Consider the following 13,079-nt stretch of genomic DNA (forward strand, 5'->3'; position numbering starts at 1 on the left):
GTGCTGCCGGCCGCGGACGAGCTGCGGGCGAACGGCATCGCCGACACGTGGCGCGCGCGGCTGGCGGACGACATCGCCGCCGCCCGCACGGCCGACCGGCGTGCGGCCCTCGCGACCGGACTCGGCGGCGCCGTCGTCGCGGCCTGCGGTGCCGTGCTCGCGGCCGCGGTGCCGGTGCTCGCACCCGGCGCCGCGCCCGAGCTCGTCGCCGTGATCGCGATGCTCGGGCTCGGCATGGCGGAGCCGCTCGGCGGCCTCGCGCAGAGCGTCCGGCGCGCACCCGCCGTGCTCGAGGCGGCCCGGCGGCTCGACCCGTTCGCGCGGCCGGAGCCGGAGCGCGACGGCGGCCGGCTCGACGAGCCGCTCGACCGGGTCGAGCTCGACGACGTGAGCCTCCGCTGGCCGGGCGCCGACGCCGATGCGGTGACCGGGATCGACGCGCGACTCGACCGGACGGCCTGGACCGTGCTCGACGGACCCTCGGGCTCGGGCAAGTCGACCGTGCTCACGGCGCTGCTCGGGGTGCTGCCCGCGCGGCGCGGCCGCATCGCGCTCGACGGCGTGCCCGCCGACCTGCTGGCCGAGGCGGCCGTGCGCGAGCACGTGTCGTGGTGCCCGCAGGACGCCCACGTCTTCGACTCGACCGTGCGGGGCAACCTGCTCGTCGCCCGGCCCCGGGACGACCGGCCGCACGACGACGAGCTGCGCGAGGCGCTCGGGCTGGCGGGGCTCGCCGGCTGGGCCGATCGGCTCGACGACCGGGTCGGACGCGACGGGTCGCGGATGTCGGGCGGCGAGCGCCAGCGCCTCGCCGTCGCACGCGCGCTGCTGCGGAGGTCGGAGCTGCTGCTGCTCGACGAGCCGACCGCGCACCTCGACGAGCCCACCGCCGACGCGGTCATCGCGGATGTGCGGGCGGCGACCGCGGACCGGATCGTCGTGCTCGTGTCGCACCGCGGTGCGGACCGGCGGGACGGGGATCGGGTCGTCGAGCTCGGCGGCGTGACCGTGACGGCACGCATCACCGAAGCCTGAGGAGGCGCGCCAGCGGGTTGAGCAGGGCTTCGACAGGCTCAGCCATCCGAAGCGGACTCAGGCGACCGGGGCGAGCTCCGCGCGGAAGCGGTCGAGCGCCCCGGCATCCGCCCCGGCGGCCTCGAGTGCCGCCAGCCCCGCGCCGACGACCGGCGGCGCCGTCACGTGCACCGGCACGGCACCCGGCGCCACCGAGCCCAGCCCCGCCGCGACCGCACCGTCGAGCGACGGCGAGCCGGCCGCGAGCACCCCGCCGCCGAGCACCACCGGGAGGTGCTCGCCGAGCATCCCGAGCCGGCGCATCGCCGTGACGGCCATCGTCACGATCTCGTCCGCCTGCTGCTGCACCGTCGTCGCGGCGACGGCGTCGCCGGCATCCGCGGCCGCGAGCAGCACCGGGCTGAGCCGATTGATCGCGTGCGACGGCAGGCGGCCGAAGTGGAACCCCTCGATCACGTCCTGCACGGAGGCGAGGCCGAGTGCGGCGGGGACGTCGGCGCTGAGCCGGGTGGCCGGTCCGCGTCCGTCGACGGCGCGGGCTGCGTGCCAGAGCGCGCGGTTGCCGAGCCACGCGCCGCCGCCCCAGTCGCCGGAGATGTCGCCGAGCGCCGCGAAGCGCGCCGTCGCCCCGTCGGCGCGGACGCCCAGCGCGTTGATGCCGGTGCCGCAGACCACGGCGACGGCGTCGCGCGAGAGGGTGCCGGCACGCAGCAGCGCGAACAGGTCGTTGTCGAGCACGTCGGGCCCGGATGCCGCGGCGCCCCAGTGCGCGAGCCGCTCGCGGGCGACGGCGATCTCGGCCGGCAGGTCCATGCCGGCGAGGTAGACGTGCGTGCGCAGCACCTCGACGTCGAGCCCGGAGAGCGCCTCCGTGCGGAGGCCGTCGAGCAGGGCCCGTGCGACCTCCCAGCCGACCGTCTGCGGGTTGCTGGCCGGTCCGCGGGCGTGCCCGAGCACGGCGCCGTCGAGGCCGACCGCGAGCACGTCGGTCTTGCTGCCGCCGCCGTCGACGGCGAGCACGATCGGGCGGGTCACGTCGCCCACGGAGCCCTCACCTCGCCCACGGCAGGAAGTCCGCGTTCGCCGCCAGCAGCAGATCCGTGAGCCGCTCGGCGCGGTCCACCTGCTGCACGAGCGGATGCGCCCACATCGCGCGGAGCACCCGGTCGCGGCCGCCGTGCACCGCGGCCTCGAGCGCAAGCCGCTCGTAGCCGGCCACGGCGGAGACGAGTCCTGCCTGGTCCGCGTCGAGCGGCGAGGTCAGCGGCTCCGCGACGATCGACCCGGCCGTCACGCGAGCGGGCACCTCGATCACGTGGTCGTCGGGCAGGAACGGCATCCGGCCGTCGTTGCGCACGTTGAGCACCTGCACGTCGCCCGCGTCGCCGAGGATCGACGAGATCACCTGGATCGCCGCGTCCGAGTAGTAGGCGCCGCCGCGCTGCTCGAGCTCGGCCGGCTTCTCCACGGTCGCCGGATCGGCGTACCGCTGCAGCAGCGCGGCCTCCGTCTCCATGACCGCCTCCGCGCGCGTGCGCTCGTGCAGCTGCTCGTCGAGCACGACGTCGTGGGAGTAGAAGTAGCGCAGATAGTACGAGGGCACCGCGCGCTGCAGCCGCAGCAGGTCGGCGGGCATGTGCACGCTCTCGGCGAGCGCGTCCAGCCCCGAGTCGAGCATCCCGGGCAGCACGTCGCGCTCGGAGCCGTCCGCGTCGCGCACGAGCACCCCGCGTTCCCAGGTGAGGTGGTTGAGCCCCACGTGATCGAGGCGCACGGCGCGGTGGTCGACGCCGAGCTCGGCGGCGAACCGGCGCTGGAAGCCGATCGCCACGTTGCAGAGCCCCACCGCGCGGTGCCCGGCCTCGAGCAGCGCGCGGGTCACGATCCCGACCGGGTTCGTGAAGTCGACGATCCAGGCGTCCGGCTTCGCGTGCCGGCGCACGATCTCCGCGGCGTCGAGGATGACGGGCACCGTGCGGAGCGCCTTCGCGAAGCCGCCCGGACCGGTCGTCTCCTGCCCGATGCAGTGCACCTCGTGCGGCCAGGTCTCGTCCTGCTGCCGCGCGGCCTGCCCGCCGATCCGCAGCTGGAACATGACCGCGTCGGCATCCGCGACGCCCGCGACGAGGTCGTCGGTGACGTGGACGGTGCCCGGATGCCCGGCGTGCGCGAACATCCGCTGCGCCACCCCGCCGACGAGCTCGCGGCGCACCGGGTCGGGGTCGATGAGCCAGAGCTCGTCGACCGGGAGCCGGTCGCGGAGGCGGGCGAACCCGTCCACGAGCTCGGGCGTGTAGGTCGAGCCGCCGCCGACGACGGAGAGTTTCATGTCAGCCTTTCACTCCGGTGAGCGCGATGCCCTCGACGAGGGCCTTCTGCGCGAAGAAGAACAGCACGACGACGGGCACCATGATCACGACGGTCATCGCCATCGTGATGCTCCAGTCGGTGCCGTGCTGGCCGCGGAACGTCGCGAGCCCGTACGCCACCGGCCACGACGCGTCGTTCTCCGACGTGTAGAGCAGCGGCCCGTAGTAGTCGTTCCACGAGTTGAAGAAGAGGAACAGCGCCGCGGAGGCGATGCCCGGCCGCGCCATCGGCACGATCACGCGCCACAGCACGCCGAGCTCGCCGCAGCCGTCCATCCGCGCCGCGTCGGCATACTCCTTCGGGATGGTGAGGAAGAACTGCCGCAGCAGGAAGATGCTGAAGGCGTCGCCGAGCAGGTTCGGCAGGATCAGCGGCCAGAGCGTGCCCGTGAGGTGGAGCTGGCTCCAGAGCACGTACACCGGCACCGCGGTGACCTGCGGCGGGAGCAGCATGGCCACGATGAGCGCCGTGAAGATGAGGCCGGAGCCGCGGAACCGGATCTGCGCGAGGGCGTAGGCGGCCGGCACGCTCGACACGAGCATGAACGCCGTCGCGAGCACCGCGTAGAGCGCGGAGTTGCCGAACCAGCGCGCGAGCGGCAGCTCCGTGAAGACGCGCAGGTAGTTGCCCCATTCCCAGGTCGTCGGCACGATCGACGCCGTCAGCGCCTGCGTGCTCGACATGAACGACGTGAGCACGACGAACACGATCGGCAGGATGATCAGCACCCCGATGACGGCGAGCGCGGTGTGCTCCGCGATCCAGACGACGAGGCGCGACGGCCCGCGGCCCGTGTCGCGACGGCGTCCCCTGGTACCCGACGAGCCGGCGCGGCGCGCGACCGCCGGCTCCGAGACCGCGGTCATGACGGCTCCGCCCGGAAGACGCTGATGCGGCGGATGGTGAACACGAGCACGACCGCGGTGATGACGAACAGCACGACCGCCATCGCGGAGGCGTAGCCGAACTGGTAGTTCGCGAAGCCGCGCACGTAGAGCCACTGCGTGTAGGTGAGCAGCGACGTGCCCGGATAGCCGAGGTTCGCCGCGGTGCCGCCGCCGACCGTCGCCTTGCCGGAGGCGACGCCGGAGGCGACCGCCGCCTCCGTGAAGTACTGCAGCGCGGCGATCACCCCGGTCACGACCGCGAAGCCGAGCACCGGCGCGATGCCGGGCAGCGTGACGTGGCGCACCTGCTGGGGCCCGTTCGCCCCGTCGAGGGACGCGGCCTCGTAGAGCTCCCGCGGCACGTCGAGGAGGGCCGCCAGGAAGATGATCATGATGTCGCCCATCACCCAGACGCCGAGGATGACGAGCGAGGGCTTCGACCAGTCCGGGTCGTTGAACCAGAGCGGCCCCCTGATCCCGAGGAACCCGAGCACCTGGTTCACCGGGCCGGTACCCGGGTTGAACAGGAACACGAAGGCCACCACGCTCGCCACGGGCGGCACGAGCGCGGGCAGGTAGAACAGCGTGCGCCAGAAGCCCGCGCCGGAGCGCACTCGGGACAGCAGGCCGGCGACGAGCAGCGCCGTCACGATCTTGATCGGCACGAGGACGACGACGAACCAGAGCGTGTTGAGGGCGGCGTCCGCGATCTGCGGATCCTGCGTGAACAGGAACTCGTAGTTGCGCAGCCCGATCCACTCGGGCGCCTGCAGCTGGTTGTAGCGGGTGAATGAGTAGTAGATCGACGCGAGCAGCGGGTACACGAAGAACACCGCGAGCCCGAGCAGCGCCGGCGTGAGCAGCAGGAGCGCCACCCGGCGGCGATGCGCCTCCGCCGAGCGGCGCCGCCGCGCCGGGGCGGGGCGGGAGGGCCCCGCCCCGGCGAGCGCCGTCGCCGGTCCGGCCGTCGGCGTGCCGACCGTCATCAGGGGCCCGCCAGCGCGTTGGCGTTGTCGATGTCGGTGTCGAGCTTCTTCAGGAGCTTGTCGAGATCGCCGCCGTCCTCCTGCCAGCTCACCCAGGTCTTGCCGAACAGGCCGAGGTAGCTCGCGCCGTCCGACGTGCCCGGCGAGGTGATGGTGTGCTCGTCCTTCGCCCCGTCGATGAAGACCTGGTAGTTCTGGTCCACCTCGAGGTCGGGCGACGACAGCGCCGACGTGATCGTCGGCACGTTCTTCAGGCCGTTCGCGAGCTTCACCTGCGCGCCGGTGTCGGTCGCCAGGTACTTCAGCAGCGCCCAGGCGAGCTCCGGATGCTGCGAGCCCTTCGCGATGCCCGCCACGTTGCCCGCGATGTAGGTCGAGCCGTAGTGGCCGTAGCCGTCGAGCACGGGCGTCGGCGCGACGCCGTAGGAGAAGTCGGGCACCTGATCGGCCAGGAACGCGGTGCGGTACTCGCCGTCGATCTCCATCGCGACCTGCCCGGTCTGGAACGCGTTGTCGGCGGAGAACTCCTGGCCGAGGCCGGAGGTGAAGGTCTTCAGCTTGTCGTAGCCGATGGCGTCGACGAAGTCCTTCTGCCACTGGAACAGCTTCTTCCAGCCCTCGGACGAGCCGATCACCGACTTCTGGTCCTGATCGAGCCATTCGCCGTCGATCATCGGCGCGAAGTGCTCCGGCGAGTTCTCGTAGAAGTCGATCAGGGGGTTGAAGCCGAGCGTCTTGATCGAGCCGTCGGCGTTGTAGGTCGTGAGCTTGAGGCCGTCCGCCTTGAGCTCGTCGAGGTTCTTCGGCGGCGACGTGATGCCGGCCGCGGCGAACGCGTCGGTGTTGTACATCAGCGCGCTGACGTCGGCCAGCGCCGGCAGCGTGCACCGGGTGCCCTGGTACTCCGTGTACTCGCGCACGGCCTTCGGGATGTCGTTCACATCGACCTTGTCGCGCGTGATGTACGGCCCGAGGTCGCGGAACGCGCCCGACGAGCAGAACGAGCCGACGATGGCGGTCGAGTACGAGAGTCCGACGTCGATGTTCTGCCCCGACGAGATGGCCTTCTGCAGCTTCTCGTCGTCCTGGCCGTCGTGGATCTCGACCTTCAGCCCGGGGTTTGCCTTCTCGAAGTCGTCGACGACGCCCTTGATCACGCCGGCCTCGCGGCCGGTGAAGAAGTGCCAGAGGCTCACCGTGCCCTCGAGCTTCGCGGGGGCCTTGTCGGCGATCGCGTCGCCGCCGCCTCCGCCGCTGCAGCCGGCGAGCACGAGCGAGGCGGTGATACCGGCCGCGAGCACGGCGCCGAGGCGCCGCACCCGGGTGCGCTGATGGACGTTTCTCATGGGGACTCCTGGAGTGGCGAGGTGCTGCGTGGGAGGTGGGGTGGTGCAGGAGCGGATCGGGAGGTCAGGGGGCGGGCGATGCGGCGGCCGCGGCGGGATCCGCGGACGGGTCGGCCGCGTCGAGCGCGCTCACCGTGTCGGCGAGGCGCTCGCGGAGGCGGTCGATGAGCAGGCCGCCCGCACCGCGGAGCACCGGGGCGTCGACGACGCCGGGGGCGACGGCCTCCGTCGTCCAGCGCGTCGCGGTGCGGAGCCAGCGGGTGGTCGCGCGGGCGAGCGCGGCGCCGCCGGCGATGCCGGTGGGGCCGTGGAGGATCACGAAGTCCGGGTCGGCGACTGCGAGCACGGGCAGCGCCGTGTGCCCGACGCGCTCCCCCAGCTCCGTCATGAGCGGATGCTCCGAGTCGAGCCCGCCGAGGGCGGCGAGCACGTCGGTCCACGTCCCCGCGATCCCGTGGCGCGCCGCGAGGGCCACGAGCGCGTCCTCGGACACGAGGTCGGCGATCACATCGGCATCCGGCTCGAGCTCGCGGGCGTCGGCGGGCACGGCGAGGTAGCCGGTCTCGCCGGCGGCGCCGGACGCGCCGGAGTGCACCCGGCCGCCGATGTCGAGCGCCATGCCGAGGCCCTCCGCGAGCCACAGCAGCGCGAACGACTGGGCGTCGCGCCCCGCGCCGGCGCGGCGCTCCGCCACCGCCGCGAGGTTCGCGTCGTTCTCGACCTCCACGCGCATCCCGAGCCGGTCGGAGAGCGTCTCGGCGACCTGCTCGCGCGGCCAGCCGGCGAGGCCGTCGGTGAAGATGAGCCGATCCGAGCCGTGGTCGACGGAGGCCTGCACGCCGACCGCGACCGACGTGATGTCATCCGCGTCGAGGCCCGCGGCGCGGGCGGCCCGCTCGACGGCGGCGCCGATGATGCCGACGGCGTCGGAGACGACCTCGTCGGGCGTCATGCGGTACTCGACGGCGGGGTACTCGCGACCGAGCGCATCGACGACGCGGGACCGGACGTCGACGAGCTGCACGTCGACCGCGACCGCGAGGTGGCCGTCGACGATCGCCTCGTAGACCACGGCGCTGGGACCGCGGCGTCCGGTCGACTCCACGCCCCGCTCGCGCAGCAGGCCGGCGCTCTCGAGCCGGCGGATGATCTCCGCGGCGGTCGGCTTGCTCAGGCCCGTACGGCGCGCGATCTCGTTGCGCGTCATGGGGCCGGAGTCGAGCAGCAGCGCGAGCGCCGCCCGGTCGTTGAGCACGCGGAGGTGCGCCGGGCGGCCGCGCCAGCTGTCGCTCATCGGGTGCCTCTCGGTCGTCGCGGGTGGTAGTTCCGGGACCCTACGCGAGCCGCGACGGAATAGGAAGGGTTGTTTTCTGTTTCTGTTACGGTTCTGTAAACAAACCTTCCCGATGGCGGTGGGCGGAGTACCGTGCTGGCGATGTCGATGACGATGGACGCCGGCGGCCGCGCGCGGCGGCAGCCCCTGACCGCGCTGGTCGCCGTGCTCGGGCTCGCCGTCCTGTGCGGATGCGCGGTGGCGCCCGCGGACTCGACGACCCCCGTGCGCACGGCCTCCCCCACGGCGCGCGCCGGAGCGCCCGGCCTCGACGACCCGGCCGAGAAGGACATCGCGATGCGGCTCGTGTCGAGCGCCGAGAACTCCTCGCTCGACTGGCAGGCCCAGTACGGCTACATCGAGGACATCGGCGACGGCCGCGGCTACACCGGCGGCATCATCGGGTTCACCTCCGGCACGCACGACATGCTCGAGCTCGTGCGGGCGTTCACGGCCGACCACCCCGGCAACGTGCTCGAGCCGTTCCTGCCCGCCCTCGAGGCCGTCGACGGCACCGACTCGCACGAGGGGCTCGGCGACCCCTACGTCGCCGCGTGGCAGTCGCTCGAGGACGACGCCGGCTTCCGCGCCGCGCAGGACTCCGAGCGCGATCGTGTCTACTTCGACCCGGCGGTGTCGCAGGCGAAGGCGGACGGGCTGCGCGCGCTCGGGCAGTTCGCGTACTACGACGCGATCGTGGTGCACGGGCCGGGCGACGACTGGCCGAGCTTCGGCGCGATCCGCGCCCGCGCGCTCGCGCACGCGACGCCGCCGGCGCAGGGCGGCGACGAGACCGCCTACCTCGATGCGTTCCTCGACGCCCGCGTCGCGGCGATGAAGGTGGAGGCGGCGCACGAGGACACGACCCGCATCGACACCGCGCAGCGGGTGTTCCTGCGCGCCGGCAACCTCGACCTCACGCCGCCGCTGGAGTGGAGCGTGTACGGCGACCCGTACCGCATCGGCTGATCGACGCCTGCCTGACCGACACCGTGCCTGAACGCGCGCCGTGCCGGCCCGACCCGCGGCTGAGCGCCCTCACCGGCTCGAGGCCGCCGCGCTGAGGTGATCCGAGGCTTCGTCGCCTAGCTTGTCAGGGTGCGCCTCCGCCGCCTCGCCGCCGCCGTCCTCGGTGCGCTGGTCGCCTCCGCCGTGCTGGCGGGGTGCGCGACTACCGGCGCGCCGGCGCCCTCGACGACCCCGACGGATCCCGCCGCCGACACCGTCGACCGGGGTCGCCTGCTGCAGTTCCGCCTGCCGTCGCTGGAGGGGCTCAAGGGCAACCCGAACGCGCTGAACCTCGCGCGGCACGGCGAGCCCGGCTCCCCGCTGCTGCTGTTCCTGCCCGCCACGAACGCCGTGCCGGCCGACTACCGCGCGTTCCTCGACACCGCCTCCGACGAGGACTACACGGTGCTCGGGCTGGACTACTGGAACATCGGCACCTCGCTCACGAACACCTGCGGACCGGACGCGGACTGCTACGACCAGTTCCAGCGCAACCGGTTCGACGGCACCCACGGCTCGAAGTTCTCCCGCATCACGGCGAACAACTCCGTGCTGTCGCGACTCAAGGAGGCGCTCGGCTACCTCACCCAGCACGACAAGCGCGGCGACTGGAGCACGTTCCTCGACGACACGTCGGAGACCGGCATCCGCTGGAGCGACATCGTGCTCGCCGGGCACTCGCAGGGCGGTGGGATGTCGGCGTTCATCTCGCACCACCACCGCGTGCAGGGCGTGCTGATGTTCTCCTCCCCCGTGGAGACCTACCAGGACGTCTCGGCGCGCTGGATGGACGAGCCGGGGAAGACCCCGCCGTCGCGGATGTACGGCTTCTGCCTCACGACCGACATGTACGCCGGGCGCATCCTGCCGTCGTGGTCGAAGCTCGGCATGGGCGACGCGGACCGGAACACGGCGACCCGCGCGCCGATCGGGTCGCATACGCTGCTGAGCTCGCGGGAGGTCGGCAGCCCGCGCGAGGCGCACGGCCAGTCCGTCAGCGACGGCGTGCCGCGCGGCGAGGGCGGCCTGCCGGTGTTCGAGCGCACCTGGAAGTGGATGCTGAAGCAGGTGCGCGAGCCGGCCTAGCCGCCGCCCGATCAGTTGAGCGCCGGAGTGTCCTCCGGGATGACGCCCGAGCCGTAGAGGTCGCCGGCGAGGTCGCGCAGCGCGCGCAGCGCCACGCGCTGCGTCAGCGGCCCGTACGAGATGCGGGCGACGCCGAGCGCCTCGTACTCCGCGGCGGCGAGATTGCCGGGCAGGCCGATCACGCTGAGCTTGTTGCGGCCGAGCCCCTCCACGAGCCGCTCGGCGGTCTCGCGGCTGATCGGGCCGGGAACGAAGACGAGCGAGGCGCCCTCGGCGAGGAACGCGCGGCCGCGCTCGATCGCGTCGGCGATGCTGTCGTCGAGCGGGCGGTCGCCGCCGCGCGCGATGGCGTCGGTGCGCGCGTTGAGCTGGAAGTCGACGCCCTCGGCGCGTGCCGCCGCGACGATGCTGCGCACGCGCGCGACCGACTCGTCGAACGGACGGAGGCGGTCCTCCACGTTGGCGCCGACGATGCCGAGCCCGATGGCGCGGCGGATGGTCTCCCCCGGCTCGTCGTAGCCGTCGTCGAGGTCCGCGGTGACCGGCAGGTCGACGGCGTCGACGACGGTCTTCGCGCCGGCGAGAGCGAGGTCGAGGGGCATGCCGCCATCGGCATATCCATGGCTGGCGGCGATCGAGTGCCCCGCCGTCGCGATGGCCTTCGTGCCCGGGAGGTCGGCGACGGCCTTCGCGGAGACCGCGTCCCAGACGTTGACGACACGGAGGATCTCGGGGGCCTCGTGGAGGGCCTTGAGGGCGGTTGCCTTCTCTGCAGTGCTCATGCCCCGACGCTAGCGAGGGTCGCCGACGCTCCGCCGGAACGCCGCTGGAAGGCTCAGCGAACGATCAGAGCACGCGGTCCGGGCACCGGTCGAAGCACTCGTCGGAGCACGGGTCAGGACGCCGCATCGGCCGCCGCCGCGCGCCACACCACCGACGCCGCGAGCCCGCCGCCGTCGGCCGGGTCCAGCCGCGCGGTCGCGCCGGAGGCTCGGGCGAGCTGCGCCACGATCGCGAGCCCGAGTCCCGTGCCGAGGTCGTCGTTGCGGCCGCGCCAGAACCGGTCGAACGCCCGCGCACGCTGCTCCGCCGTCATCCCGGGCCCGTCGTCGACCACGCGCGTCGCGATGCCGGCGCCGTCCGCCGCGACCACGACGCGGATGCGGTGCGCGCCCGCCGCGATCGCGTTGTCGACGAGGTTGTCGATCACCTGCTCGAGCGCGGTCGGCACGGCGAGCACGATCGCGCTCCGCGGCGCATCGGCCTCCACCACGACGCCGCGCTCCTCAGCGAGGGCGCCCCAGGCGGCGACGCGCTCCTCGGCGAGCGCCGCGGCGTCGACGGGCGAGGGGTCGGCGGCGTCCTCGGCGCGGCTCAGCACCAGCAGCCCCTCGACGAGCTCGTCGAGCCGGTCGAGCTCGGCCTCCGCGACCTCGAGCCGGTCGGCGGCGCCCTCGGGATCGACGCCGACGAGCTCGCGCGCCCGCTCGAGGCGCAGCCGCACCGACGTCAGCGGCGACCGCAGCTGGTGCGACGCATCCCCGGCGAACGAGCGCTGCTGCTGGAGCAGCCCGTCGATCCGCTCCGCCATGCCGTTGAACGAGCCGGCGAGCGAGCGCAGCTCCGGCGCACCGGAGCCGGCATCCGCCCGCACCGCACGATCGCCGCGCGCGAACCGCTCGGTGGCGTCGCGGAGCAGCCGGAGCCGCCGGGTGATGGAGCGCGACAGGATGAAGCCGATCGCGGCGGCGAGCAGCGCCGTCGTGACGCCCACGATCCCGAGGCTCCAGAGCTTGCCCGTCACCGCCTGCGTGATCTGGCGGTCGTCGTAGGTGACCCGCACCGCGCCGACCGTCGTGTTGCCGGAGATCACCGGCACGGCCGCGAACAGCAGCTCGCCGCCGAGCGTCTCGGAGAACCGCTCCCCCGAGGCCGGATCGCCGCCGAGCGCGGTCTCGAACTCCGGACGGGTGGCGAAGTCGTCGCCGACCGCGGCGTCGCCCTCGTCGCTCGTCGCGACCGCGACGCCGCTCGCGTCGACGATGACGAGGCGCGCGCCGCTCTCCGCGCTGTAGTTCTCCGCGAGGTCGCGCACCGTCGCGACGTCCGCGTCCGTCCCGGCCTCGAGCGCGGAGGCGGACCGCCCGGCGAGCACGAACGCGTCGCGCTCGAGCGTCGCGGTGAGCCGCTGCTCCTCCGTCTCGCGCAGGTAGGAGGCGAGCGGGATGTCCTGCACGAGCAGCGCGATGACCACCACGGCGATGAGCGCGGCCATGATCCGCCAGATCACGGCGCCGACCCCGCGCCCGCGGTCGCGCCCGGCTGCTGCACCTCGAAGCGGAAGCCGACGCCCCGCACCGACTGGATCCAGTCGGCCCCGCCGAGCTTGCGGCGCAGCGCGGCGACGTGCGCGTCGAGCGTCTTCGTGGCGCCGAACCACTCGGTGTTCCAGACGTCGCGGAGGATGTCCGCCCGCCGTCGGACGGCTCCCGGATCGGACGCGAAGTACCGCAGCAGCTCGAACTCGGTCGGAGTGAGGTGCAGCTCCTCGCCGGCAAGGGTCACCCGCCGGGCGCGGTCGTCGACCGCGAGCGCGCCGAGATCGGGGCCGTCCGGCTCCTCCGCCGCGCCCGCCGCGGCGGTGCGCCGCGTGACCGCGCGGATGCGCGCGAGCAGCTCGCGCATGCCGAACGGCTTCACGAGGTAGTCGTCGGCGCCGAGCTCGAGGGCGAGCACACGGTCGAGCTCCTCGCTGCGTGCGCTGATGACGATGATCGGCACGCCGCCCTCCGCGCGCAGCGCCCGGGCGACCTCCGTGCCGTCCATGTCGGGCAGGCCGAGGTCGAGCAGCACGATGTCGGGCGCGCCGCCCGCGGCCGCGGCGAGCGCGTCCGCGCCCGTCCCGACGCGCGTCACCTCGATGGCGGCCGACTGGAGGGCGTCGGCGATGCCGGCGGCGAGGGAGGAGTCGTCCTCCACGAGCAGGGCGTGCATGGGACTCATCATCCGGGGTCGGCGGCGTGCACCC

General features: G+C 73.6%; 12 protein-coding genes. 3 read left to right on the forward strand and 9 right to left on the reverse strand.

Annotated elements, in window-relative coordinates:
- The coding region (locus AC1RSJ_RS13875; RefSeq protein WP_493119013.1) for an ATP-binding cassette domain-containing protein at positions 1–1,035 on the forward strand (1,035 nt) is incomplete at its 5' end.
- 57 nt (positions 1,036–1,092) lie between these two features.
- Here AC1RSJ_RS13875 and AC1RSJ_RS13880 read toward each other — a convergent pair.
- The 6 genes from AC1RSJ_RS13880 to AC1RSJ_RS13905 all read right to left on the reverse strand — a co-directional run bounded on the left by AC1RSJ_RS13880 (position 1,093) and on the right by AC1RSJ_RS13905 (position 7,918).
- On the reverse strand, positions 1,093–2,070 hold the full coding sequence (locus AC1RSJ_RS13880; RefSeq protein WP_493119014.1) for an N-acetylglucosamine kinase: 978 nt from the start codon (positions 2,068–2,070) through the stop codon (positions 1,093–1,095).
- A 16-nt stretch (positions 2,071–2,086) separates the two neighbouring features.
- Positions 2,087–3,364 carry a 6-phospho-beta-glucosidase gene (locus AC1RSJ_RS13885; RefSeq protein WP_493119015.1) on the reverse strand — a complete coding sequence of 426 codons (1,278 nt, stop codon included), beginning with the start codon at positions 3,362–3,364 and terminating at the stop codon, positions 2,087–2,089.
- Position 3,365: 1 nt separating this feature from the next.
- Positions 3,366–4,271: a carbohydrate ABC transporter permease gene (locus AC1RSJ_RS13890; RefSeq protein ID WP_493119017.1), complete on the reverse strand. Its 906-nt coding sequence runs from the start codon at positions 4,269–4,271 to the stop codon at positions 3,366–3,368.
- Positions 4,268–5,278, reverse strand: coding sequence for a carbohydrate ABC transporter permease (locus AC1RSJ_RS13895; RefSeq protein WP_493119018.1), 1,011 nt, complete (start codon positions 5,276–5,278; stop codon positions 4,268–4,270). The genes AC1RSJ_RS13890 and AC1RSJ_RS13895 overlap by 4 nt, the downstream gene beginning before the upstream one ends.
- Complete coding sequence (locus AC1RSJ_RS13900) at positions 5,278–6,624, reverse strand: extracellular solute-binding protein (RefSeq protein WP_493119019.1); 1,347 nt, start codon at positions 6,622–6,624, stop codon at positions 5,278–5,280. Before AC1RSJ_RS13900 ends, AC1RSJ_RS13895 begins: the two co-directional genes overlap by 1 nt.
- 64 nt (positions 6,625–6,688) lie before the next feature.
- Entirely contained in the window at positions 6,689–7,918 is a 1,230-nt protein-coding gene (locus tag AC1RSJ_RS13905; protein WP_493119021.1) for an ROK family transcriptional regulator, read from the reverse strand.
- A 141-nt stretch (positions 7,919–8,059) separates the two neighbouring features.
- Between AC1RSJ_RS13905 and AC1RSJ_RS13910 the strand changes: the two genes are divergently transcribed.
- Entirely contained in the window at positions 8,060–8,926 is an 867-nt protein-coding gene (locus tag AC1RSJ_RS13910) for a chitosanase (protein ID WP_493119022.1), read from the forward strand.
- A gap of 129 nt (positions 8,927–9,055) precedes the next feature.
- Positions 9,056–10,051: a BPSS1187 family protein gene (locus AC1RSJ_RS13915; protein WP_493119023.1), complete on the forward strand. Its 996-nt coding sequence runs from the start codon at positions 9,056–9,058 to the stop codon at positions 10,049–10,051.
- A gap of 11 nt (positions 10,052–10,062) precedes the next feature.
- Here the strand turns inward: AC1RSJ_RS13915 and AC1RSJ_RS13920 are convergent, their stop codons facing one another.
- The 3 genes from AC1RSJ_RS13920 to AC1RSJ_RS13930 all read right to left on the reverse strand — a co-directional run bounded on the left by AC1RSJ_RS13920 (position 10,063) and on the right by AC1RSJ_RS13930 (position 13,045).
- Positions 10,063–10,833, reverse strand: coding sequence for an isocitrate lyase/PEP mutase family protein (locus AC1RSJ_RS13920; protein WP_493119024.1), 771 nt, complete (start codon positions 10,831–10,833; stop codon positions 10,063–10,065).
- Between the two features lie 113 nt (positions 10,834–10,946).
- Positions 10,947–12,341 carry a sensor histidine kinase gene (locus tag AC1RSJ_RS13925; protein ID WP_493119025.1) on the reverse strand — a complete coding sequence of 465 codons (1,395 nt, stop codon included), beginning with the start codon at positions 12,339–12,341 and terminating at the stop codon, positions 10,947–10,949.
- Positions 12,338–13,045: a response regulator transcription factor gene (locus AC1RSJ_RS13930; protein ID WP_493119026.1), complete on the reverse strand. Its 708-nt coding sequence runs from the start codon at positions 13,043–13,045 to the stop codon at positions 12,338–12,340. The genes AC1RSJ_RS13925 and AC1RSJ_RS13930 overlap by 4 nt, the downstream gene beginning before the upstream one ends.
- Positions 13,046–13,079: the final 34 nt, after the last annotated feature.

The sequence above is a fragment of the Schumannella sp. GW821-FHT10F01 genome (assembly GCF_058809295.1).